General features: G+C 68.0%; 30 protein-coding genes and 2 tRNA genes. 8 read left to right on the top strand and 24 right to left on the bottom strand.

Going from position 1 to position 22,270, the window contains the following annotated elements:
- Positions 1-156 precede the first annotated feature (156 nt).
- The 3 genes from RSP45_RS06765 to rlmB form a co-directional block, all read right to left on the bottom strand.
- Positions 157-591 (bottom strand): CoA-binding protein, encoded by a 435-nt coding sequence (locus tag RSP45_RS06765; protein WP_415393736.1) that lies wholly within the window; start codon positions 589-591, stop codon positions 157-159.
- 210 nt (positions 592-801) lie between these two features.
- Complete coding sequence (locus RSP45_RS06760) at positions 802-1,281, bottom strand: YHS domain-containing (seleno)protein (RefSeq protein ID WP_415393735.1); 480 nt, start codon at positions 1,279-1,281, stop codon at positions 802-804.
- A 142-nt stretch (positions 1,282-1,423) separates the two neighbouring features.
- Complete coding sequence (gene rlmB / locus RSP45_RS06755; RefSeq protein ID WP_415393734.1) at positions 1,424-2,233, bottom strand: 23S rRNA (guanosine(2251)-2'-O)-methyltransferase RlmB; 810 nt, start codon at positions 2,231-2,233, stop codon at positions 1,424-1,426.
- 120 nt (positions 2,234-2,353) lie between these two features.
- Between rlmB and RSP45_RS06750 the strand changes: the two genes are divergently transcribed.
- The 4 genes from RSP45_RS06750 to hisH all read left to right on the top strand — a co-directional run bounded on the left by RSP45_RS06750 (position 2,354) and on the right by hisH (position 4,973).
- Positions 2,354-2,437: transfer RNA gene (locus tag RSP45_RS06750), tRNA-Tyr, on the top strand.
- 50 nt (positions 2,438-2,487) lie between these two features.
- Complete coding sequence (locus RSP45_RS06745) at positions 2,488-3,591, top strand: hypothetical protein (protein ID WP_415393733.1); 1,104 nt, start codon at positions 2,488-2,490, stop codon at positions 3,589-3,591.
- 131 nt (positions 3,592-3,722) lie between these two features.
- Positions 3,723-4,334: an imidazoleglycerol-phosphate dehydratase HisB gene (hisB, locus tag RSP45_RS06740; protein ID WP_415393732.1), complete on the top strand. Its 612-nt coding sequence runs from the start codon at positions 3,723-3,725 to the stop codon at positions 4,332-4,334.
- A 3-nt stretch (positions 4,335-4,337) separates the two neighbouring features.
- Complete coding sequence (hisH, locus tag RSP45_RS06735) at positions 4,338-4,973, top strand: imidazole glycerol phosphate synthase subunit HisH (RefSeq protein WP_415393731.1); 636 nt, start codon at positions 4,338-4,340, stop codon at positions 4,971-4,973.
- 151 nt (positions 4,974-5,124) lie between these two features.
- Here the strand turns inward: hisH and RSP45_RS06730 are convergent, their stop codons facing one another.
- The 7 genes from RSP45_RS06730 to RSP45_RS06700 all read right to left on the bottom strand — a co-directional run bounded on the left by RSP45_RS06730 (position 5,125) and on the right by RSP45_RS06700 (position 10,083).
- Positions 5,125-5,655 carry a low molecular weight phosphatase family protein gene (locus tag RSP45_RS06730; RefSeq protein ID WP_415393730.1) on the bottom strand — a complete coding sequence of 177 codons (531 nt, stop codon included), beginning with the start codon at positions 5,653-5,655 and terminating at the stop codon, positions 5,125-5,127.
- Positions 5,656-5,660: 5 nt separating this feature from the next.
- On the bottom strand, positions 5,661-6,143 hold the full coding sequence (locus RSP45_RS06725) for a UPF0262 family protein (RefSeq protein ID WP_415393729.1): 483 nt from the start codon (positions 6,141-6,143) through the stop codon (positions 5,661-5,663).
- An 83-nt stretch (positions 6,144-6,226) separates the two neighbouring features.
- On the bottom strand, positions 6,227-7,534 hold the full coding sequence (gene hisD / locus RSP45_RS06720; protein ID WP_415393728.1) for a histidinol dehydrogenase: 1,308 nt from the start codon (positions 7,532-7,534) through the stop codon (positions 6,227-6,229).
- Positions 7,535-7,592: 58 nt separating this feature from the next.
- Positions 7,593-8,096 (bottom strand): GNAT family N-acetyltransferase, encoded by a 504-nt coding sequence (locus RSP45_RS06715; protein ID WP_415393727.1) that lies wholly within the window; start codon positions 8,094-8,096, stop codon positions 7,593-7,595.
- Positions 8,086-8,568 carry a DUF2948 family protein gene (locus tag RSP45_RS06710; protein WP_415393726.1) on the bottom strand — a complete coding sequence of 161 codons (483 nt, stop codon included), beginning with the start codon at positions 8,566-8,568 and terminating at the stop codon, positions 8,086-8,088. The genes RSP45_RS06715 and RSP45_RS06710 overlap by 11 nt, the downstream gene beginning before the upstream one ends.
- A complete protein-coding gene (gene murA, locus RSP45_RS06705; RefSeq protein ID WP_415393725.1) occupies positions 8,558-9,844 on the bottom strand; it encodes a UDP-N-acetylglucosamine 1-carboxyvinyltransferase in 1,287 nt (428 codons plus the stop codon). Before murA ends, RSP45_RS06710 begins: the two co-directional genes overlap by 11 nt.
- A complete protein-coding gene (locus RSP45_RS06700; RefSeq protein WP_415393724.1) occupies positions 9,844-10,083 on the bottom strand; it encodes a hypothetical protein in 240 nt (79 codons plus the stop codon). Before RSP45_RS06700 ends, murA begins: the two co-directional genes overlap by 1 nt.
- 309 nt (positions 10,084-10,392) lie before the next feature.
- On the opposite strand from RSP45_RS06700, the gene RSP45_RS06695 reads away from it, so the two are divergent.
- A tRNA-Thr gene (locus tag RSP45_RS06695) sits at positions 10,393-10,467 on the top strand.
- 129 nt (positions 10,468-10,596) lie between these two features.
- Here the strand turns inward: RSP45_RS06695 and RSP45_RS06690 are convergent.
- Entirely contained in the window at positions 10,597-12,042 is a 1,446-nt protein-coding gene (locus tag RSP45_RS06690; protein WP_415393723.1) for a hypothetical protein, read from the bottom strand.
- Positions 12,043-12,120: 78 nt separating this feature from the next.
- Between RSP45_RS06690 and RSP45_RS06685 the strand changes: the two genes are divergently transcribed.
- Positions 12,121-12,840, top strand: coding sequence for a hypothetical protein (locus tag RSP45_RS06685; protein WP_415393722.1), 720 nt, complete (start codon positions 12,121-12,123; stop codon positions 12,838-12,840).
- Here RSP45_RS06685 and RSP45_RS06680 read toward each other — a convergent pair.
- Positions 12,829-13,725 (bottom strand): DNA adenine methylase, encoded by an 897-nt coding sequence (locus RSP45_RS06680; protein ID WP_415393721.1) that lies wholly within the window; start codon positions 13,723-13,725, stop codon positions 12,829-12,831. The genes RSP45_RS06685 and RSP45_RS06680 overlap by 12 nt on opposite strands.
- A gap of 40 nt (positions 13,726-13,765) precedes the next feature.
- Positions 13,766-13,999: a hypothetical protein gene (locus RSP45_RS06675; RefSeq protein ID WP_415393720.1), complete on the bottom strand. Its 234-nt coding sequence runs from the start codon at positions 13,997-13,999 to the stop codon at positions 13,766-13,768.
- Between the two features lie 183 nt (positions 14,000-14,182).
- On the opposite strand from RSP45_RS06675, the gene RSP45_RS06670 reads away from it, so the two are divergent.
- Positions 14,183-14,383, top strand: coding sequence for a hypothetical protein (locus RSP45_RS06670; RefSeq protein ID WP_415393719.1), 201 nt, complete (start codon positions 14,183-14,185; stop codon positions 14,381-14,383).
- Between the two features lie 114 nt (positions 14,384-14,497).
- A complete protein-coding gene (locus tag RSP45_RS06665; RefSeq protein ID WP_415393718.1) occupies positions 14,498-14,857 on the top strand; it encodes a hypothetical protein in 360 nt (119 codons plus the stop codon).
- Positions 14,858-14,946: 89 nt separating this feature from the next.
- Here the strand turns inward: RSP45_RS06665 and RSP45_RS06660 are convergent, their stop codons facing one another.
- The 11 genes from RSP45_RS06660 to RSP45_RS06610 all read right to left on the bottom strand — a co-directional run bounded on the left by RSP45_RS06660 (position 14,947) and on the right by RSP45_RS06610 (position 22,208).
- The gene (locus RSP45_RS06660) at positions 14,947-15,300 is read right to left on the bottom strand and encodes a hypothetical protein (protein ID WP_415393717.1); all 354 of its coding nucleotides are present in this window, start codon (positions 15,298-15,300) and stop codon (positions 14,947-14,949) included.
- Complete coding sequence (locus RSP45_RS06655; RefSeq protein ID WP_415393716.1) at positions 15,297-15,554, bottom strand: hypothetical protein; 258 nt, start codon at positions 15,552-15,554, stop codon at positions 15,297-15,299. Before RSP45_RS06655 ends, RSP45_RS06660 begins: the two co-directional genes overlap by 4 nt.
- 4 nt (positions 15,555-15,558) lie before the next feature.
- Positions 15,559-16,356, bottom strand: a complete 798-nt coding sequence (locus tag RSP45_RS06650) for a hypothetical protein (protein ID WP_415393715.1) — start codon at positions 16,354-16,356, stop codon at positions 15,559-15,561.
- Between the two features lie 112 nt (positions 16,357-16,468).
- A complete protein-coding gene (locus tag RSP45_RS06645) occupies positions 16,469-16,726 on the bottom strand; it encodes a hypothetical protein (protein WP_415393714.1) in 258 nt (85 codons plus the stop codon).
- A complete protein-coding gene (locus tag RSP45_RS06640) occupies positions 16,710-16,880 on the bottom strand; it encodes a hypothetical protein (protein ID WP_415393713.1) in 171 nt (56 codons plus the stop codon). The genes RSP45_RS06645 and RSP45_RS06640 overlap by 17 nt, the downstream gene beginning before the upstream one ends.
- 2 nt (positions 16,881-16,882) lie before the next feature.
- Entirely contained in the window at positions 16,883-17,413 is a 531-nt protein-coding gene (locus tag RSP45_RS06635) for a hypothetical protein (RefSeq protein WP_415393712.1), read from the bottom strand.
- On the bottom strand, positions 17,406-18,005 hold the full coding sequence (locus tag RSP45_RS06630) for a recombinase family protein (RefSeq protein WP_415393711.1): 600 nt from the start codon (positions 18,003-18,005) through the stop codon (positions 17,406-17,408). The genes RSP45_RS06635 and RSP45_RS06630 overlap by 8 nt, the downstream gene beginning before the upstream one ends.
- Positions 18,002-18,376 carry a hypothetical protein gene (locus RSP45_RS06625; protein ID WP_415393710.1) on the bottom strand — a complete coding sequence of 125 codons (375 nt, stop codon included), beginning with the start codon at positions 18,374-18,376 and terminating at the stop codon, positions 18,002-18,004. The genes RSP45_RS06630 and RSP45_RS06625 overlap by 4 nt, the downstream gene beginning before the upstream one ends.
- Positions 18,373-19,167: a hypothetical protein gene (locus tag RSP45_RS06620; protein WP_415393709.1), complete on the bottom strand. Its 795-nt coding sequence runs from the start codon at positions 19,165-19,167 to the stop codon at positions 18,373-18,375. The genes RSP45_RS06625 and RSP45_RS06620 overlap by 4 nt, the downstream gene beginning before the upstream one ends.
- 570 nt (positions 19,168-19,737) lie before the next feature.
- Positions 19,738-22,017, bottom strand: a complete 2,280-nt coding sequence (locus RSP45_RS06615; protein WP_415393708.1) for a VapE domain-containing protein — start codon at positions 22,015-22,017, stop codon at positions 19,738-19,740.
- Positions 22,014-22,208 carry a helix-turn-helix transcriptional regulator gene (locus RSP45_RS06610; protein ID WP_415393707.1) on the bottom strand — a complete coding sequence of 65 codons (195 nt, stop codon included), beginning with the start codon at positions 22,206-22,208 and terminating at the stop codon, positions 22,014-22,016. The genes RSP45_RS06615 and RSP45_RS06610 overlap by 4 nt, the downstream gene beginning before the upstream one ends.
- Between the last annotated feature and the right edge of the window lie 62 nt (positions 22,209-22,270).

The raw sequence follows: 22,270 nt of genomic DNA, 5'->3' as shown, positions 1-22,270 counted from the left end.
CCCGGCTGGTCGCCGGCGGCAAGCGTCGTGGCATGGTGCATGATCCGCGTCATGGGCGCGACTATACCCCGCCCGCCGCGCTTGAAAAGAGGGGCGGATGCATTTCCGCCCCCGTTTTCATCCTTTTGCCGCAGTTGTGGGACTGCTGCGGCAGGCTCAGCGGGCCGGGCCGGTGGCGCCGACGCGGGGAAACTCGACCTTGGGGCAGCGGTTCTGCACCACGGTCTTGCCGGCGGCGCGGGCCTTTTCCGCCGCGCCCTCGTGCATCACCCCCATCTGCATCCAGATGGTTTTCAGCCCCGGCAGCGCGGCCAGCGCCTCGTCCACCACCTCGGGCACCGATTCGGAGCGGCGGAAGATATCCACCATGTCAACCTCGGTCCCCGCGGGGATGTCGGAAAGCGCGGCATAGGTGGTCTCGCCCAGGATGCTCTCGCCGGCGTGACCGGGGTTGATGGGGATGATTCGATAGCCCAGCTTCTGCAGGTAATGCGCGACCTCGTGGCTGGGGCGGTCGGGCTTGGGCGACAGTCCCACCACGGCGATGCTGCGGGTTTCCGCGGCGATGCGGGCAATATCGGGCTGGGTCATGCTGGTCTCCTCGTTGGCGGTTCAGGCAGAAAAAAGCGCCCGGTCAGGGACCGGGCGCAAGTCGCGGAACGAGGGACAGTGATCTGAACAAGACCGTTCCGTGGTCCTGCTCATGATGTAAATGTGCATCACTGTCGCAAAGTTCCATGTACGAACACGGGAATGTGAGAATATTTCCGGCCCCGCCCATTCCGCCCTCGCACCCGCCCGTCACCGCGACTGTTTCTTCCACGCGCGGGCAGCCAGGTCGAGGATCGCGGGCTCGCGGCGCAGCCGTTCGCGCGCGGAAGCCGAGCCGGCCAGATAGACGGTGCCGTTCAGCACCACGAAATACTGCGGCTCGCCCGGGTGACGCTGGCCATCGGCCAGCGCGACCGGGCAGTTGCCGCCGAAACCCGGGGCATAGGCGCCGGGGTTGGCCTCGAACGCGGCGCGGTTGGCGTCGTTGGAAAACCGCCACTCGTGCCCCTTCCAGTGGGTCGAGATCGCGGCGTCTCCCCCCACCGGGCGGCCCGCGTCGCGCAGGCTGACCGGATCCATCCCGCCCAGAGCCTGCGCCAGCGCCGGCCCCGACAGCAGCCCCCACAGCGCCAGCGCCGCCAGCGCCTGCCGCCCCGCCGCCGGGCGGGCCCGGAAACTGCGGGCCGGGCGGGCGGCCGAAAGACCGGCAAAAGAAACCTGTCGAATCATCGCGGCATGGGGCTGAAAGGGGGCAGCGGACATCATGCCGTCCTGTCTCGCATCACCACCGCTTTCGTGCAACGGCCGGCGGCGCAGATCGCCCCAAAGTGACCGCGCGTGCAGCGACGATGCCACAGCGCATCCAGCCGTTTCACGCCCGGGTCGCCGCATAGAGCGCCACCGCCGCCGCGTTCGAGACGTTCAGCGATCCGAAATCCGCCGCAAACGGGATCCGCACCACCCGGTCGCAGGTCTCGCGCGTGCGCTCGCGCAGCCCCGGCCCCTCGGCGCCCAGCACCAGGCAGATGGCGCGGCCGGGCAGTTCCGCCAGCGCCTCGGGCAGGGTGGCGTCGCCCGCGCCGTCGAGCCCCAGCACCACATAGCCCATCGCCTTCAGCCCGATCAGCGCATCGGCCAGGTTCACCACCCGCAGATAGGGCTGGCGTTCCAGCGCCCCCGAGGCGGTCTTGGCCAGCGCCCCGGTTTCCGGCGCGGCGTGGCGGGCGGTGGCGATGACCGCGCGGGCGCCGAACACCTCGGCCGAGCGCAGGATTGCGCCGACGTTATGCGGATCGGTCACCCGGTCCAGCGCCACGATCAGCGGCCGCGAGCCTTCACCGCCCGTGGCGGCGACGTCGGCCAGCCGGCCCCAGTCCAGCGGTCTGACCTCGACCGCGGCCCCCTGATGGACGGATTCCGGCGCCAGCGGCACCTCGCGGTCAAAGACGCGGGCATCGACGATCTCGGGCTCCATCCCCGAGGCCGCGATGGCGTCCCCCAGCCGGTCGGCGGCGTTTTTCGTCACCACCAGCCGCAACCGGCTGCGGGCCGGGTTGGCCAGCGCGTCGCGGACCGCATGCAGGCCGAACAGCCACACGGTTTCGGCCGCGCTCGCACGGCGCGCGCGTTCCTTGTCGATCACCCATGCGGGCTTGCGGGTCTTTTTGGGCGGGACGGTCATCGGCTCTCCTGTCGCCTGCCTGATTGCGCCGGGGCGGCGCGGGGCGCAAGGGGGGCGCGGGCGGCGGCGCGGGAAAGCGCTTGACCCTGCGATTGCACGAGGATAATCACCCCGGACGTCGGGCGACGTGCTGCAAGGTGCGGCAGCGGACTGTAACTCCGCCGGGGAGACCCATGCCTGGTTCGATTCCAGGGTCGCCCACCATCCTCTCTCGCAAGATCGATGGTGTTCGCCGCACAAGCGCAGGACGGCCGATGAGCGACGCGCTGCAAATCCTCCCTCCGACCCGAGGCCAGGCGGAACGCGCGGTCCGCAAGGCGCAGCGCTTGGCCGAGCGGCAGGCGCGCAGATCCGCGCATGATCCCGTCCGCCCCCCCGAATTCGACATCCTGATCGTCGCGCAGGGCGGCGGCATCGACCGCGAGGCGGCGATGCTTGCCGCCAGCCTGCGGCTCAATGCGCCAGGTTTCCGCGGCCGGCTGATCGTGGCGGAACCCCAGCCCGGCGGCGCTTGGGACGGCACCGACCCGCGCATCTCGCCCCCCGCGCGCGCGGCGCTGGCCGCGTTGGGGGCCGAGATCCGGCCGTTGCACGCCCGCAGCTTTGGCCGCAGCTACCCGCACGGCAACAAGATCGAGGCGCTGGCGCTGCTCGACCCCTCGCGCCCGTTCCTGTTTCTGGACAGCGACACGCTGGTCACCGGCGATCTGGACGCGGTGGCGTTCGATTTCGCCCGCCCCTCGGCCTCGATGCGGCGCGAGGGGACCTGGCCCGAGCCGCCGCCTTACCATCACGATTACGATTCGATCTGGCGCTCGCTCTACGATCGCTTCGGCCTCGGCATGGACGGCTCGCTGGACCTGTCGCAGCCCCAGGATCACTGGGAACGCTTTCTCTATTTCAACGCCGGCTGGTTCTTCGGCGCCGACCCGGCCGAGTTCCACCGCCGCTTCCACGATTGGGCGGTGGCGGTGCGCGACGACCCGGGCGAGGCGCTCGCCTGCCAATCGCTGGACCCGTGGCTGGATCAGGTGGTGCTGCCGCTGGTGATCCACAGCCTCGGCGGCGGCCGCCCGGGGCCGGAACTGGCCGGGCTCGACGGCGAGATCACCTGGCACTGGCGCAACCTGCCGCTGCTTTATGCGCTGGCGCCCGAACCCGCGCTGGCGACCTTTGAATCCATCGCCGCCCAGCCGGAAATCGCCCCTCTGCTGGCCGGCTGGGAACCGGCTGAACGCCTGCTTGCCGGCGGCGAGGGGCGCCGCCTCATCCGCCCCCTCGGCGCCGCCCATCCACCGCGCGCCCCGGAACGCGCGCTGCGCAAGCGCCTGAAACGCGCCGGGCTGTGGCTGGCCTGAGGATTCGGGCGGTCCCAAATATCCCGGGGAGGGGCCAAAGGCCCCGGGGCAGAGCCCCACCCACACCCGCGCCGTTGCGCCCGCGCCGCCATTCGCGCTAAGCGGGGCCGTTCCCAGCGAATGAGGCGCCCATGTCCGACACCGCCACCCTTTCCGCCCGCCGCGCCCGGGTCGCGCGCCAGACTGCCGAGACCGACATTCAGGCGGCGGTGGACCTGGACGGCTCGGGCCGTTCGGACAGCCAGACCGGGGTCGGGTTCTTCGACCACATGGTCGACCAGCTGGCCCGGCACTCGCTGATCGACATCGAGCTGAAAGCCACCGGCGACCTGCATATCGACGACCACCACACGGTCGAGGATTGCGGCATCGCGCTGGGGCAGGCGCTGGCCCGGGCGCTGGGGGACAAGCGAGGCATCCGTCGCTATGGCAGCTTCCACCTGGCGATGGACGACGCGCAGGTCCGCGCGGTGCTGGACCTGTCCGGGCGGCCGTTCCTGGTCTGGAACGTGCCGTTCCCCGCGCAGAAGATCGGCAGCTTCGACACCGAACTGGTGCGCGAGTTCTTCCAGGCGCTGTCCACCCATGGCGGCATCACCCTGCATGTCGACCTGATCCACGGCTTCAACGCCCATCACATTGCCGAGGCGGCCTTCAAGGCGGTGGCGCGGGCACTGCGCGAGGCGGTCGAGCCCGACCCACGCATCGGCGACGCGTTGCCATCGACCAAGGGGGCGCTCTAGCCGATGCGGGTGGCGCTGATCGATTATGGCAGCGGCAACCTGCATTCGGCGGCCAAGGCGGTGGCGCTGGCCGGGCGTGACTGGGACGCCAGCGTCGCGGTGACCGCCGACCCTGCCGAGGTCGCGGGCGCCGACCGCATCGTGCTGCCGGGGGACGGGGCGTTTCCCGCCTGCCGCGCGGCCTTCGACGCGGTTCCGGGGATGGCCGAGGCGTTGGAGGACGCGGTGATCCGCCGCGGCGTGCCGTTCCTGGGCATCTGCGTGGGGATGCAGATGCTGGCCGACGAGGGGCTGGAATACCGACCCACCCCCGGCTTCGGCTGGATCCATGGCCGGGTCGAGCGCATCGCCCCCGCCGATCCGGCGCTGAAGGTGCCGCATATGGGCTGGAACGAGCTGCGGGTTCACCGGCCGCACCCGGTGCTGGCCGGGGTGGCGCAGGGCGCACACGCCTATTTCGTCCACAGCTGGCAGTTCAACGTCGCGCGGGCGCAGGATCTGGTGGCCTCGGTCGATCACGGCGGGCCGGTCACGGCAGTGGTGGCGCGCGACAATATCGTGGGGTTGCAGTTCCACCCCGAGAAATCCGGGGCGCTGGGGCTGCGGATCCTGCGCAATTTCCTGGGCTGGGCGGGGTAAAGAGGGGGCTTTGCCACCCGGCCTGCGGCCACTGCCGTGGCCTTGCTTGCTGAAAACAATCCACCGGACTGTTTTCCGGGCGCTCGCAAGCCCCCAGCATACTTCCGGACAGAAGATCGGACGCACCGAGGATCGGGCGCCGCCCGACGCGTCAGGGGTGGGGAAGCTGGTCCTGCGGCAGGGCGCGGCGCACGGTCTCGATGCCGTCGGGCTCGGTCGGCGGGCCGAAGCGGTCGAGCATCCGGCGCAGGATCTGGTTGCGCGACTGCCGGTAGAGCGCCAGCTTTTCCGCCCGCACCTCGGTCAGCCCGGCCGGGTCCATGATCGGCCAGTATTCCACCTCCAGGTGGTAATGCCGGGTCAGCTCCAGCGCCTGATGCTTGCTGGCCGGTGACAGCGCCACCACCAGGTCGAACTGGCCCAGGTCGTCGCCCCAGTCGCGCATCTCGTCGAAGCTGCGGGCGCGGTGGCGCGACAGCTCGATGCCCAGCTCGTGAGAGACGGCGATGGTGAAGCCGTCGATTTCCATGTCGCTGTGCACGCCCGCCGACTGCACATAGGCGCTGCGCCCGTAAAGCTTCTTCATCAGCCCCTCGGCCATGGGCGAGCGGATGGCGTTGTGATCGCAGCAGAACAGCACCGACCCGGGAAAGCCGGCCGGAATCCCCTTGCCGGGCAGCATCGAGGTCAGTCCGACACCAGCGCGCAGATCAGGGTGAAAAGCCGGCGCGAGGTGTCGATGTCGATCTCGGCCTTGCCTTCCAGCCGTTCCTGCAGCGTCCTTGCGCCCTCGTTGTGGATGCCGCGCCGCGCCATGTCGATCGCCTCGATCTGGGCGGGGGGCAGGCGCTTCACCGCGTCGAAATAGCTTTGGCAGATCTGGAAGTAGTCCTTGACCACCTGCCGGAACGGTCCCATCGACAGGTGGAACTCGGCCACCCGCTCGCCCAGTTCCGAGCTGAGGTCGAACACCAGCCGCCGGTCGCGCACCGCCAGTTGCAGCGCATAGGGGCCGGATGGCGCGTCGTGGCCGGCGCGGCCGGGCAAGGTCAGGCTGTTGTCCTCGAGCAAGTCGAAGATGGCGACGCGGCGCTCCTGCTCCATCTCGGGGGTGGCCGGGGGCAGGGCGGAATCGTCGATCTCGACCCGGATGAGGCGATCGGTGGACATCTCGGCTGTTCCTGTTCTGGCCGGCACGGGGCCGGCGCCGCCACGATTCCCGCAAGCGGGCAAGGTTTCAAGCGCGAAAACCGTCAGGCACCGCGGTTGAGCGTTTCCAGCCGCGCCTCGATCGAGCGGGCGTGGGCCGACAGCCCCTCGGACAGCGCCAGCCGCACCGCGGCCGGGCCGATGGTCGCCAGCGACGCGGGCGACAACGCCGAGACGGTGCTGCGCTTGACGAAATCCATCACCGACAGCCCCGACGAAAACCGCGCCGAGCGTGCCGTGGGCAGCACGTGGTTCGGCCCCGAGACGTAATCGCCCGCAGCCTCGGGCGTCCAGGCGCCCAGGAAGATCGCGCCGGCGTGGCGGACCTGCGCAGCCAGCGCCTGCGGGTCGTCCACGCACAACTCCAGATGCTCGGGCGCGATGCGGTCGGACAGTGCCGCGGCCTCGGAAAGGTCGCGGGTCAGGATGATGGTGCCGTGGTCGCGCCAGCTGGCCCCGGCGATTTCGGCGCGGGGCAGGGTGGGCAGAATGCGGTCCACCGCCGCGGCCACCGCCTGCGCCAGCGCCGGATCGGGGGTGATCAGGATCGCCTGCGCGTCGGCGTCGTGTTCGGCCTGCGCCAGCAGGTCCAGCGCCAGCCAGTCGGAGTTCTGCGCGCCCGCGGCGATGATCAGCACCTCGGAGGGGCCGGCGATGCTGTCGATGCCGACGCGACCGAACACCTGCCGCTTGGCCGCCGCCACATAGGCATTGCCGGGGCCGGTGATCTTGTCTACCGGCCGGATGGATTCGGTGCCATAGGCCAGCGCGGCAATGGCCTGCGCACCGCCGATGCGCCAGATCTCGTCCACCCCGGCGATGCGGCAGGCCAGCAGCACCAGCGGGTTGATCTCTCCCCCCGGGGTCGGCACGCAAACCGCCAGCCGTTCCACCCCGGCCGCGCGGGCGGGGATCGCGTTCATCAGCACCGACGAGGGATAGCTCGCCTGCCCCCCCGGCACATACAGCCCCGCAGCCGAAACCGGGGTCCAGCGCCACCCCAGCGTGGCGCCGGTCTCGTCGGTCCATTCCGTGTCCTGCGGTAGCTGGCGGTCGTGATAGGCGCGGATGCGGGCGGCGGCGAGTTCCAGCGCGGCGCGGTCATCCGCCGGGACCTGCGCGCAGGCGGCGTCGATGTCCGCGGCGGAAAACTGCAGCCCGTCGGCGGAAAGATCGTTACGGTCGAAACGATTGGTCAGTTCCACCAGCGCGGCGTCACCGCGGGCGCGGACATCGGCGATGATCGCGGCCACCGCCTGTCCGACATCGGCGGAATCCTCGCGCTTGGCGGACAGCATCGCGGCAAAGCCGCGCTCGAAATCCGGGTCGGCGGTGTTCAGCGTGACGGGCATGGCGCGGCTTTCCGAAAACTGGGCGGTTGGGCGCTGTTACCCCGCGCCCCCGCGCGGCTCAAGCGGCGAGACGGCGGGGCAGCTGCAGCGCCAGTTCCAACTCGTCCAGCCCCAGCGGGTTGCGCAGGGGCGGGGTGGCGGTGGGCGCAAAGCCCAGACCGCGGTAAAACCGCAGGGCGCGCTGGTTGGTCGCGACCACGTCCAGCTGGATACGGTGATGCCCCTGCGCCGCGGCCCGTGCGACCAGCTGGCGCACCAGCGCCGCAGCCAGTCCGGTACCGCGCGCGGCGGGCAGCGCATACACCCCCATCAGCGTCGCGGTGCCGGGGGACTCGAGCGCCTCCCACCGTCCGACGGCCAGCAGCTGGCCCTGCGCCCAGCCAGCGGCCCAGCAATCGGCGCGTTCCAGCACAGCGCGGAACTCATCCTGCGGGCGGTCGAGCCATTCGGCCCAGTCGCTGGCGAACAGCCCCTGCAATTCCGCCAGCGCGCCCTGCATGATGCGCTGCCAGGGGCCGGCGTCGGCCGGGGTCAGCCGCCACAGCAGCGGCCTAGGGGTCATGCCGGGGCAGTTGTGCCGAGGCGGCGCGATGCGGGCGCGCCACGTCGCGCAGGTCGACCGACAGGCATTCCGCGTCGATCACCACCGCGCCGTCGCCGGCGAATGCCAGCACCAGCCGACCGGTGCCGTCCTCGCCCGGCTGCCAGTCCAGCGTCAGCAGCGACAGCACCGTGCCGGGGTCGTTGCGGTCGATACCATCATGGCGCACCCGCAGCACGTCCGAGATCACCAGCAGCGCCCGCACCCGCTCATAGGGACGCGATTCGCGGCGGGCAGAGTCGGCGTCCTCCCAGCGGAAACGGCTGAGCAGCAGGCTGAAGCGGCGCGATTTCGGGTCGTAGCCCATGTCGGCGACGCTCAGCACCGCATCCTGCGCCAGCGCGGCCAGCACCCGCAGGTCGTCCGCATCCTCGGCCCGGATCGCCAGCGCCGCATCGGGCCCGGCATCGGCAAAACGCGCGTCACTCGGCATGGGCAGGCCGCTCCTTGATCCGCTCGATATCCGCGCCGACACCGCGCAGCTTGCGCACGACCTTCTCATAGCCGCGGTCGAGATGGTAGACGCGGCTGACGATGGTCTCGCCCTCGGCCGCAAGCCCGGCAAGGATCAGGCTGACGCTGGCGCGCAGGTCGGTGGCCATCACCGGGGCGCCGCGCAGCTTTTCGACGCCGGTGACGCGGGCGTGGCCGCCGTGGACCTCGATCTGCGCGCCCATCCGCGCCAGTTCGGGGGCGTGCATGAAGCGGTTCTCGAAAATGGTTTCCTCCAACTCGCTGGTGCCCTCGGCGGTGCAGAGCAGCGCCATCATCTGCGCCTGCAGGTCGGTGGGGAAACCGGGGAAGGGCTCGGTCACCACCTTCACCGCATTCACCCGGCCGTTGCGGCGGGTCACGGTCAGCCCGCGCTCGGATTCGGTGACGCTGATCCCGGCCTCGTCCAGTTTCTCGCAGAACGCCTCGACCAGCTCGATCCGCCCGCCCAGGCAGGTGACCTCGCCGCCGCAAATGGCGGGGGCGAGCATGTAGGTGCCCAGTTCGATGCGGTCGGTGACGACGGGGTGGGTGGCGCCCGACAGCCGGTCGACGCCCTGGATGGTGATGGTATCGGTGCCCTCGCCCTCGATCTGCGCGCCCATGCGGCGCAGGCAGCGGGCGAGATCGACGATCTCCGGCTCGCGCGCGGCGTTTTTCAGCACGGTGGTGCCGCGGGCCAGCGTCGCGGCGAGCAGCGCGTTTTCCGTGGCCCCGACCGAGACCAGCGGAAACTCGATCACCGCGCCGCGCAGCCCGCCCAAGGGTGCTTTCGCGTGGACATAGCCGTCGCGCAGGTCCAGTTCCGCCCCCATCGCCTCCAGCGCCCGCAGATGCAGGTCCACCGGCCGCGCCCCGATCGCGCAGCCCCCGGGCAGCGACACGATCGCCTGCCCGTCGCGCGCCAGCATCGGCCCCAGCACCAGGATCGAGGCCCGCATCTTGCGCACGATGTCGTAGTCGGCGCGGTGGCTGGTCAGCGCGTGGCTGGACAGCGCCAGCACGCGGCCGTCCTGCAAATCCGCAACCTCGGCCCCCAGCGAGCGCAGCAGCTCGGTCATGGTGCGGATGTCGGACAGCCGCGGGGCGTTGGTCAGGGTCAGGGGCTCGTCGGTCAGCAGGGTTGCGGGCATCAGGGTCAGGCAGGCGTTCTTTGCGCCCGCGATCTCGATCTCGCCATTCAGCGGACCGTTGCCGCGCACCAGAATCGTATCCATCAGTCCTCGCTATCGCCCCGGGTTTCGGTGGTCGGGGTCGTTATGTTTCTGCCCGCCGCGGCGCCGCCGCTGCCTGTGTCGCCGTCTTCGCCGCCGGCCATCCCGGCCCGGCTGCGCGCCTGCGCCTTGCGCCGCGCCAGATTTTCCCGCAGCGCCGCCGCCTGCCGCGCCGCGCGGTCGTCGGCGCCGGGGTTGCTGCGCGTGCGGCCGGTCCTGCCGGGGTGACGGTCCTTGTCCATCCGGTCCAATTAATCGCCCCGCCCGCCCAGGTCCAGCGCCAGCGCGCCGGACCGGCGGACATGGCCCGCGCCGCCCCGCGGACAGAGAAACCGGGATTTCCCCTCATACCCCCTTGCACCCCCGCGCCCTTGCGTCTAAATCGCCCCCCACGGTCCGATGGCGGACCAGCCGGCGCTGTGGTAGCTCAGTGGTAGAGCACTCCCTTGGTAAGGGGCGGCTCTAGGGCGCTAGGCGGCGGAAACTAAAGGGCTTTTCCAGAGCCCGCTTGCTTCGGGGTAACGTCCGGGGTAGCTATCTGGAAAAAGGCGGCTGTGGTAGCTCAGTGGTAGAGCACTCCCTTGGTAAGGGAGAGGTCGAGAGTTCAATCCTCTCTCACAGCACCATCCTCTCCAAGAAAATCAGGCGGTTAGGTGGATGGGGCGGCGGGATGTGCTCGTTACCCCGTGTTACCCCACCCAGTCTTACGCCAGTCTACGTCGATCTTGCAGACACTCCCTTGCGGCGGTCACAAATCAGCCGATCAGGCGGTTGAAGATCGCCTGCAAGCGAGCGTCGATAGCAACCCGCTGCCCTTCCGCTATCAGGTCCAGAAACTCGATCACCTGAGCATCCCCCAAAGCAATCATGAAGCCACGGCCATCTTGCGCTGTGTCCCTGCATCGTGCGCACAGGCGCTCATAGTCATCAACTGTGCGGTAAAGCATCATGCCGAGTTGTCCCCGGTTTACCCCGAATCGTCCTGACAACTGGTCAACCTCGGGGTTCGCAGGGTCTTTGCTGTAGTTCTTGCACTCGACCATGATCATGCGAGAGGCCACGTTGTGTGCCGTATGCGCCCGCCAGAAGAAGCCGTCCTGTGCCGCATTAGTGTAGACAATGTCGATGCGCTTTCGGCCCTCGTGGACCTCGTGTTCCTTCTTGGGATAGATCAGATTCGGCCAGAAAATGAACTCAAGCGCACCCATGATGAAGGTATGGTATCGGTCGGCATCGGCATTTCCCGGCGGTATGTTTGGCAACGCCGCAGCCAGTGCCCGAGCAAACATCGCCTCATCAAACTCACTGTCGAAATCCTGATGGCGGAGTGGTCCCTGCGCGCCTTCGATCTGGGCATAGAATCGCTTGTAGCCATCCAACACATCGGGGTGCGCTTCCGAAAATCTCGCAACAAAGTCTTTCGAGAAGGGAAAATGCTCTTTCAGTGTTTTTTTGGTTGGGGGCCGTCGCTCGCCGCTTGCCAGCACCCTAACGAGGGGAGAGCGGCGCTCAAACTCTTCTTCTTGGATGAAGTTCAAGATGTGGTGCGAATAGAACTCCTGTGAATCCAGAGCCATCTTCCGCCGCACCGTATACTTCGGCACAAGTATTAGACGCTTCTGAGCCACAATGGGGAGCCTGACGTATTCCTGTCGCCACGCCCCGGCATCCATGTCCCAATAACGCCCAGAGGGGAAAGTCCCGTTCAACGCGATGCCGTGTAGGGCGCATTGCTGTTGGGTGTATTCGATCAGCGGTCGCCGGATGATGTTCGTCGTTATGTCGGAAATCTTGTCACTGCCGATGCCAGGTATGAACAGATCACACTCTGCAAGCTCTTCAAGCAATCCGTTCTGCGCCGCCTGCGATGCGGCAAGGCTCTCATACAGGTCGAACGCCTGCCTTCCGCCCACTCCTCGCCCAGCCGGAGCGCCCCGCGATAGACCCAGGCAGGTTTCGTTCGGCTCGCTGAGGCCGTTCAACATCAGTCGCGCCTGCTGATCGCGCCCAGCTCGGATATGATCGAGCGCAGTCTGGAAGAAGTGGGATATATGTTGATGGCAGGCCTCAGACCAAGCGTCCCCCTTGAGGGAGATTGCGAAGGGATCAATGAACAGCGGCAGGTCGCGGTCGGGCTCAATGTCAACGAAATCCAACTGGGGCTGCTCAAGGCCGATCCCAAATATCTCAGAGAACCTCATGGCCACCCCCATGTTGTGCCTTCCAGTGGCCACAATAGGGCGCTTCCCGCTTCGCGCAACATGTGGCATCAATACCTCATGTCGAATCTAGCTGTTGATCCACGTATCCTTGCGCTTTGTGAGAAGGTGACAGCCAAGCGTCCCCGCGCGCTGATCGACTTCCTTTTGAAGCATGGCGAGTGCTCGACTGAGGACTTGAACGAACTCGGCTATGACCACCCGCCTCGGGTGGCCGGGGACGTGAAGGAAGCGGGCATCCCCATCGTGATGACGCGGGATCGAGTATCAGCCAAGACGGGGCGCAAGATCGGCGTCTACCGCTTCGGCAACCCCGACGACATCCGGGCGGGACGGATTGATGGGCGCAAACCTTTCTCGAAAGCGTTCAAGGCGCTTCTGGTTGCGCGATATGGCGCGCGAGACGCTTTCACGCAGGAAGCACTTGAACCCCGCTATCTCCAGATTGATCACCGGGTGCCCTATCAGGTCGCGGGCGATGCTGCGTTCAGCGAGGAACGCCCGGAAGACTACATGCTGCTGGACGCTTCAAGCCAGCGCGCCAAATCGTGGTCCTGCGAGAACTGCCGAAACGCCCGTGTAGACCTTGATGTTGAGGTGTGCCGGACGTGTTTCTGGGCATCGCCGGAGGCTTACACCCATGTCGCGCTTGAGGAGGTCCGTCGCCTCGACATTGAATGGCGCGGCGCGGAGGTCGAAACCTTCGACCGGCTCCGGGCGCGGGCCGCGCGCGAGGGCATGAGCGTTGCCGCCCTCGTCAAGCGGCTGCTACAGGGCTAGGCTCTCCTGCAAGGCACGGGGACGGATCACCCCTGCGACAGGCTCCGCCAGACCGGGAGTGACATATAGGCTTTCGACCGTCTCCTCGTTGCGGCCCGAAAGCGTGGCCTGTGAGGATTTCCCCGCGTGGAGAAGCAGGCGCGTAAGCCCAAGACTGGCGGGCAGCGGCGGTCCGTATTCCCGCCCGCCGGTCATACCGTCATAGGATAGGGCGAAGGGGACGCGCCGGGCCATCAGCCCCTCAAGGCCCTCGCAAAGCTCGTCCTGCGTGAGTTGCTGGTGATAGCGTTTGTCCCGCCCGATGGAAGTCCCAAGGTATGGCGGGTCCATATATACGAAGTCACCCTGCGCGGCGTCTGCTGCCGTCTCCTTCCAGTCGCCAACCCGAAACTCCGTGCGCCCCAGAAGGATTGCGGAGACACCCATGATCGCGCCCCGCATCTTGTCGGGCTGCATCCCGAGGCGGCGCTTGTCCACCGACTGCGTGAAGCGCCCGCTACCGTTGAACCGGATAGCGTTCTTGACGCATCGGCAGATGAGGTAAAGCAGGTCAACCGGGTCACGCTTGCTGTTGTAGCGGTCCCGAACCTCGTTAAAATACCCCAACTCACCCGGTCTCTGCCCCTCCCAAACGTCGCGGTATCGCGCTGCCGTCCGTTCCGGCTCGTCCACAATAGACCGGAGGAGGTCCACCATTGGCTCTAGACTGTCCGCCACGACAAACCGCTCGGCCAAACGGTGGTGGGCGGCGTAAATGGTCATGGCGGCAGAGCCTGCGAACGGTTCATAAAAGGTCGCCACGCCCCGAGGGATGTAGCGGCCAATCATCGGCGCAAGGCTTCTCTTGCTTCCCTGATATGGGATGGGGTGCGGCAGTCTGATCATGGTCTGGTCTTACCCGTGTTCGCTCATTGTTACTAGGGGACTAAGCCGCCGCCCGCGCGCGAGGCGAGCCCAGCGGCAGCCATTCCGCGATGCCGGTGGGACGCCCAAGGGCAATCCCTGCGAAGGCCCCGGCGGGGTCCGTAACACGGGCCTCGACCGTCCAGCCCAGAGAGAGGGCCAGCGCGCCCGCCTCGGCCAGCGCAAGGTCGCGCGCTTCCGCGAGGCTCTGGGCCTCGGCCCACCATACATTCGCCACCGTCACCCGATGCTTCACGCCACGCCTCCACAGGAACAAAAAGGGTCCATTAACCCCGTCTTAACCGGCGGCTCCACAGCCGGTAAAGCGGAAACCGGGGATAAGTGTGAATGATTTCCGTGACTTGCCGGACTGCTTAACAGGACGTTAACAGCGCGCCAGTTATCCCCGCCCCCTAACGGTCAGCCTACTGGGGGAACCATGATGGAGCTAGTTGTCGCCCGCGCCGCGCTCGGGATGATGGGGTTTGAGGCGGAGATTGCCCACGGGCTGCGCGCATGGTCGTGGGGCAGGATCGCGGTCGATGCGCTCGTGACCGCGATCCCGCCCGAGGTGGTCGGGCTGGTTCTGGCCGCGCCGCGATGGGAGCCGGTCGTGGGCGGGCGGCGGGCATTCTTCTGAGTTACGTCAATAGCCGCCGGGACTGGTCCCGAATAAGCCTGACAGCAATCTAACAGATAAAATAGGAAACCTCCTGCACGGCCAGCTGGGCCGGTTATAGCGAGGAGCTACCCAATGGAATCTGTCAACTTCGACGCCACCACGGCGCGTATGTTCGACCGCAACCCCAACGGCAGCGGGCACCCCGCCTGCATAGATGCGGCGGGTTCGATCTGCATCGTGGTCGAGCACGAGTATGGCAACGGCTGCGCGGTGAATGCCAAGGCCATTCACTGGGGGAAGAACCGCAAAGAGCAGGTGTTCATCCGCCTGATGAATAAGGAGGCGCGGCTGGATATGATCCTGCCCCTTGCTTCGATCCGGTTCGGTCAGGTGCGCAGAGGGCCGTCCGGGTATTTCTATGCCGTGGACCCGCGCGCCCCGTCTGCACCCGATTTCCCGCCACCGACGGTGTTTGATGACGCGGCGTCGTGATCACGCCCTCTGACAAAGCAGCCCGGCGCGGATCGCCCGCGCCGGGCTTGACCGCCCGTGCCGCCGGAGATCGAAGCGGCGCGGGCGGATCAGTGCAGGACTTCGCGGCGCAGGACGGCATCGGCGGCGCGGAAGATGCCGTAGGACGCCATCACCGACCGCCCGAACTTCTCGGCCCCGACCATGCGGGCGAAACCGGGCTGGCGGAAGTCGTCCACCCATGCCGTCTGCCGCCCGTGGCGATAGGACAGAAGCCCGAACAAGGCCCCGAGGGGTGCCGAGGGCACGCCGTAGCAGGCCGCGAACCGCAGGACAGAGGCCGGTGTGGGCCAGCCGTCCGGTTCGCATTCCTCGGCCCAGCGGAGCAGCGCCTCATGCGCCAGCCGAAGCTCGGGCGTCAGCAGGTGCTGGTATCCGCCCGAGGCGATTTCCGCATCGGTCATGCGCCCCTCCGGGTCTGATACGCGGTGCCCACCACCTCGCCCTCGATCAGCGCCGCGACGAAGCCGCCCTGCGCGGTCGCGGCGACCTGCGTGGCGGTATAGTCCGCGAAGGGCGCGTTCAGCCCCGGTGCGAGGGCGTTTGCGGCGGCGATGGCGGCGGGGCCGTTCGCGGCATCGACCAGCGCGCCATGCAGGCCCGCCGGGTTCTTGAGATGGTCAGCGCCGCGCGGGCGGTGGATCAGGAATAGGGCCATGTGGTCACTCCTTCGGCGTGGTCAGGGCGAGCTTGATCTTGTCCAGCGGGCTCGCCCGGCCCCGCTCCCATTCACGGTTGCGCACCAGCGCCCGTTGCGCGGCGGTGCGGATGGTGGCGATGGCCGCCTGCATCGCCCGCGTCTCCTCGCCCACCAGCCGGTCGGCCAGATCGGCGGCGCTGAACGGGCGGGCCTTGGTAGGCATCCGGTCGATGATCGACACCAGAGCGGCCCCGAGAACCTTGTTGCCGGTCGCGGCGGCGAATTGCGCCATGTTCGTCAATTCGACCGGCCCGGCCCCGGCAAGCTGTTGCTGGAAATGGCTGCGCTCGGGCGTCCCGAGGCCATGACGGGCAAGGACGGTCACGGGGCTGGCCCAAAGCGGCGCGGTCGCGGCGATGCTGTCCGCCGCCGCGTTAAGCTTGCGCAGCGCGGTCCAGCGGGTGTCCTCGCTGTTTTTGGTGATCTCGGCGCGGGCGGTCGCGGTGGCCTTTTCGGCCCCGGCGCGCTGCTGGTCAGGCGGAAAGCCTGCCCGGGCCATCGCCTCGGCTGCATCGGCGGCACGGGCGGCAATGCCGGCGTCCAGCGTGTCGATCAGCGCGCCAAACTTCTCGGCGCGCTTCGCCGCGACCTCGGCCAGCGAAACGACTTCGGCGGTGTTCATGGCGGATGTCTGGGGGATCAGAAGGGCCGGTTCGGCCATGCGAGGCTCCTTTGCCGGGCGGCACCACCATTGGTGCGCCATTACCCGAAGGATACCGCGCGGATGGTGCCTCGCAGAGCGGTTTTCGTTGTTGTTCAAGCAGTTGACGGCCACCCCGCGAGGGGGTCGCCGGATCGGCAGGCCGGAGCCCAAGGGGCTGGGCGGTTGCGCAGGGGCGGATCGGACACCCGCCGGGGGTTCGGTTGCGGGGTCAGACCCACCAAGCTAACTGCGGTTCGCCTGTCTCGGCCTTGCGGGCGTTTGCGGATGTGGTCGGCAGATGCGGTTCGGGATCGGCGGCGACCTGCGAGATGGCATGACCGATCAGCACGGGCGGCGCGTCGGTGACAAGGGCGATGACGGGGCGTGGTTCCCGGGGGTTTGTGAAGGACGGTTCGACCCGGGCGGCGAAGCCTAGGCGGACCAGCAGCCCGGCGGCGTTGGTGTAGACCTCAGCGCGTGTTTCCACAGCGGACCTCCCGGCAGAGGGCATCGGCCTCGCATGGGTCCATCGCCCGAAGATCGCGCAGCATCGCAAGGCCCCGGGCCTCGGTCGGGGTGATGGTGTCGGGCGGCAGCGGCCCGCAGGCGGCGATGCCCAGAAGCAGGGCGAGGGCGCGCATAGTCAATCCCCGCGCCGCGTGATGCGGGTTCCGGTCGGGTGGTGGTCATCGTCAGGAAGCGCGGGCGTCACGTCGATCATCTCGCCCGGTCCCTCAAGCTCGCCGTCGCTGCGCTTCTGGGCAAGGTAGTCCTCGACCGACAGGCGTTCCGGCACGACGAGGACGCCGCCGGTGCTGACGTTCAGGTTCACCTCCATCGGTTCGCCTTCGCGGTAGGCATGGCGGGACTTCAGCAGGAAGATGTTGGCGACCAAGTTGCCGTCATCGGCCATCGTGCGCAGGTTGCTGACCAGCGCGTCATGCTCGACCGCAAGGCCGCGAATGTATGCTTCCTCGACCTCGGGCTGCCTGCGTCGCACGGCGATGAAGCTGTCCCGCGACATGCGCAGTGCCCGGGCGATGGTCGTGATGTTGCACCCTCTGGCGGCAAGCTCCTCGACAATCTTGAGGCCCTTGGCCCCGACGCGGTAGATGGATTTGCCACGGTTATCCACCACGCGGCAGGCGGGGAGTTGGTCCAGTGGATCAGGCATTGGCGGCCTCCTTGTCGAACTCTTGGCAAACGCGCTGCGATAGGCCCTTCCCGCATTTCAGGGTCTTGGCGATGCGGTCCATGCCCATCCCCTGCGCGCGAAGGGACCGGATGGCGGCGATGATGCCCTCACCGGCGGGGGCGCGACCGATCTGCGACCCTCGTGCCCGGGCGGCGGCCATGCCGTCCTTCGTGCGTTCGATCAGAAGCTCACGCTCGAAGGCGGCGATGGCGGCGATGAAGGTGAACATCATCCGACCCGCCGCCGTGGTGGTGTCGAGGGCTTCCCGATCAACATACAGGTCACAGCCCGCCACCCGAAGATCGTCAAGCAGGTGCATGAGGCCGATGGTGGTTCGCCCAAGGCGGGTCAGGTCCACGGCGGCAATCACGTCCACCTTGCGACGGCGGACGCTGGCCATCATGCGGTCGAACTCGGGACGGGTCTTGGCCGCGCCGCTGATCACCTCAACGTGCTCGGCGGCGATGGTCCAGCCCGCGCGGGCAGCAACTTCGCGGAGGCGGGTGATCTGGCCGTCCGTGTGTTGGTCGGCGGTCGATACCCTCGCATACAGGGCGGCGCGGCGGGTCACAGGTCCAGCTCCCTCGGATCGCAGCCGACCGGCGCACCGCCCCGCCAATACCAACCCGGCGAGGGGTTGCGGCCCAGAGGATGGTCCGCCGCCGGGCCGTGGCTGTTCGGGCCATAGGAACCGGGCACGATCCACCAGCGCATCACCGCGCCGTCCTCGGCCACATGGAAGAACTCCACCTGGCCCTCGACCATGCCGGGGATGAAGTCCTGCATCTTGTCGGCCATGTTGCCGCGACCGGCGAGCCATTCCGCCGCGCGCCGTTCGGCGGCGGGGTCGAACGCCTCCCCGAAGTTGGCCCAGAAGCGCCGCCCGATGTAGCCGCAGAGGCTGCCCCGGACGGTGCGGCGGATACTGCGTTTCCCGGTCATTCCGCCGCCTCCATCATCATGCCGGTATGCGGGACCGGGGCCTTCATGCCCTCGGGCAGCACGAGGTGATAGACGGCGAACAACTCCGCCGGGTTGTAGCCGTTGGCGAGGTTGTCGGCCAAGAGCGCAGCCTTGTCCGCCTCGCTCACATCGTCGGGGTGGCTGTCGGCGCGGAACGTGCCCATGCCTTCATAATCGGTGGCGAGCCAGCGCTGATAGCCGTTCTCATGGGTGGTGCGGATGCCATAACCCTTCTGATGGCCCATATCCCAAGACAGGCCCGACTTGATCGTGCTGTCCTGCCACGGGGCGAGGGCGGTGCGAAGCTCGGCCATCGACGCGCCGCCGGGGCGCGACAGCAGGTCCACGAGGATCGCCTGCTTGGTCCCCGCCCGGCAGGCCCGCGCCTCAGCCTTCGGCGCGACGGTCATCCCGCGCGGCGTTTTCTGTGCCGAGGGCTGGGCCTTCGCCTTCGGCTGGACGGCGGGCTGGGGCGCGGGTTCGGCGGCAGCCTCCGGCACAGCGGGGGCAGCGGAGAGTGCAACGAGGTTTTCCCAGATGCGGCGGGCGGCAACGTCGCGGCTGGCGAACCGCTTCACCGGCGCGATGCCCAAGGGGGCAGCGGTCGCGGCGAACAGGGCGGCACCTTCGGCGGCGGTGAGGCCGGACAGGCATTCGGGCGACTGCGCGATCAGGTGATCCTTCGCGTCCGCCGCCGCCTCGGCATCGGCCAGCGAAGGGTGAAAGGCGAAGGTCCAGCAGGTCGGGTCAAGGGTGGCGAAGGCGGTCATGTCGTGCTCCATTTCTCGATGTTGGAGTGTGGTATCTGGATACCCCACATAATTGGAACATATCGTGAACACTGGGCGCAAGTAAACCCCCCTAGAGGATCGGCCTGGGGGTGACTTCGGGGTGGCTCCGGGCAGGTCTGTCGAAGCCCAGCGGGGATGGACTTTCGATCTGTGCACCCGCTGGACCCTTCCGGGGTGGGCTGCGGACCAGTAGTCCCCTTTTGCATGGTCGCAGGACGTGTGGTGCAATGTCCCCCCTGCCCAGAAATCAGCATCACCGAACGCCGCGCCGCGTTCCCCAGACCGTCCCCCAGCCGTTCCGTCCCCGGGGGGACCGCCTAAGTCCAGTCCCCGCCAGCCTTATATCCTCCGTTCCCCCCGTTCCCCCTCAAAGGGATAAAGGAGCGGGAAGGCGGAAGGGAAAGCGCCTCTATGGGCTCGGGGGCGACGGGCCGCAGGGGGTCTAGGGAGAATGGGGAACGGGCCGGAACGGGGGGAACGATGGGCAATCCGGCCACGGAACCAGACACTTAGCCGTTCCCGCCTTTTTCCACCGTTCCCGCCCCCCCGTCAGAACGGGTCGCGCCACCCGTCTCCTTCGGCATAGACGCCCAGAAGCTCGCCATCCGGCCCGAACTCGGGAACGATCCGAACTGCGCCATCACCGCGCACATAGCACCACTCGGGGTTCGGACCGCCGAACCGACGCTTGGCCCGCTCGAACCCTAGCCGTCGCATCGCGTCCCCCAGCCGCTCGTTGTCGTCCTGCGTCCGCTGACCGGAAGGCTTCCCGACGATGCGCCACGCATCCTCGCCCCGCAGCTTCCCATCCCCAGCCTCCCCGAGTACACTATGCAGCCGCTCAAAGTATGGATCCTCCACCCGCCGGGCATCCTGTTCCGCCGCTGCCTCGTCCCAGAGTGCAGGGTCAAGCCGGATCGGCATACCCTCGGCCTCTCGCGCTGCCGCCTCGGCCCAGAGCTGGTCCCGGTCGCGGCGCAGGGCGTCAAGGTCGAAGCCCGACACGGCCACCGGCCAGAACCGGCGGTTGCCGGTCGTGTCGCGCAGATACCGGCTGTCGTTGGTCGTTCCGATGATCACGCATTGGCGCGGCACCTCGCGTTCCAAGCGGTCATAGGCCATCCGGGCCTTGTCGTGGGTCCGGGACAGGAAGCCTTTGAGATGGTCAGCGCCGCCCTTCTTCAGGCCCTTCAACTCGCCCGCCTCGACAATCCACTTGCCGGAAAGCGCCTCGATCACGCGCCGAGTTTCGGCGTTCAGCGGAAGGTCATCGGTGAACCAGCTATCCCGGACGGCCAGCAGCTTGAGCGCCGTGGACTTGTTTGTGCCCTGCGGGGATTCAAGAACCAGCATCTCATCGAACTTCACGCCCGGCCTGCGCACCCGGCGCACAGCAGCGACAAGAACAAGCTCGCCCACGGCCCGGGTATAGGGCATGTCCACCGCGCCGCCATATTCGGCAAGCCACCGCCCGATCCGGGGCACTCCGTCCCAGCGCAGCGCCGCCAGATATTCCGCGACGGGATGGAAGGCATTCAGCCGGGCGGCGTCCGCAACCACGGTCAGGAAGAACTCTCGGGCGGGCCGGAACTGAAATCGCTCGTCAATCAGCAGCCAAAGGCGATTCACGGTCGCGTCGTCCAGCGCCGGTCCGAAGCCGTCCAGCCCCTCGACCGTATCGCGGCCCGAGAACTCGTCATGGCGCAGCGTCACGCCCAGCCGCCGCAAGGCAACACGGATGTTGCGCTGCGACGTGGCGAGGGGGCGCCCCTCCTTGTCGCAGTCGAAGGTATCGTCAGCGTCGGCCCGCGCCCGGGCGACCTGCCGCCGGGCGTAAGTCTCGGGCCGTTTCTGGGCAAGGACATGGCCGCTGATGCCAAGATCGCGGTCAAGGATCACGCCAAGGATCACCTCATCGTCGCACCCGGCCCGGACCATGCCGCAGACCGCATGGAACAGGGCCTCGCTCCGGCTGGGCCAGCGCTGGGGCTCATCGGGATCGCAGCCGTTCACGATCAGGGCGCGCAGCCGGTCGGGCACGGGCAGCGCCGCAAGATCGACACCGACCGCTGGCGCGGCAACCGGCGCATCAGCAGGCGCGGCCTTCGGGTCGGGCACCGCCGGAAAGTCGGTCAGCCGGTAGACCGCGCCAGTCGCCGCGACTATGCGTGCCGGTCCCGCGCCCGGCTTCCTGTTCACGGTTCCGGGCAGGCGCATCACCCGTTCGATGTTGTGGCAGGCATCGGCCCCGAAGCCCAATTCAAGGCCCCGGTTGCGATCCTCGACAGAAGCCCGCGCCGTATCCCAGCCCGGCGCATCCGCATCGGGCATCACCACGGGTTCGGCCAGCCGCCACAGGCCCCAGAAGCCGCGCCCGCTGTCGATCACGGCGGAAGGCGGCGGCACCCCTGCGGGCAGGCGGTCGGTAAGCAGCCCACGGAGACGCGCCCGCTCGCTGTCGATGGGCTCGCCCGCCCTCGGGTCAAGGTCTACCCAGAGGAACGAAACGGCGGCAACGTCCTGCTTCCTGGCTTTGTCGCCCCGGAAGCCGGGACGCAGCGCCGCAATCGACACATAGGTGTTATGGTCGCGGTTCTGGGCCAGCGCCCAATCCGCCGCATCGTCCGCGTCACGATGCACCTTGCCCCGGAAGCCGCCGGAATGCTTGGCGCTGACATGCCAAGGCCCCTCGGGATGGAGGAGCCGAAGCGCCGACAACAAGTCTTTCTGTTCGGTCGCGCTGGCAGGATCAGGTAGGATAGCGCTGTCTCGTTCAGCGTTGTGATCCCCCTGCGCCCCGGCCTGCCCACAGGTCGGGGCGTCCTTCATCCGGCAACCCTCGCTTCCGCGCGGGCATTGATCCAGCCCGCGACCTCGCGTTCAAGCCACGCGACCTTGTTGGCGCAGAGGCGAAGCTGTTGCGGGAATTGTCCCTGACGGATCAGCTTGTAGATGGTGGGCTTGGAAAGGCGGGTGCGCTCGGCAACCTCCTCGATTGTCAGCAAAGTGTCGGCGGTCATCGTTTATCCCCGGATACGCAGGCATCTGGGGGGATAATCGGAGAAATGACCGTGAACGTAGA

This window comes from Paracoccus sp. SJTW-4, assembly GCF_047716885.1.
GTDB lineage: Bacteria > Pseudomonadota > Alphaproteobacteria > Rhodobacterales > Rhodobacteraceae > Paracoccus > Paracoccus solventivorans.
Note: the sequence above shows the minus strand (reverse complement) of the source record. Positions and strands in the feature narration are given on the sequence as shown.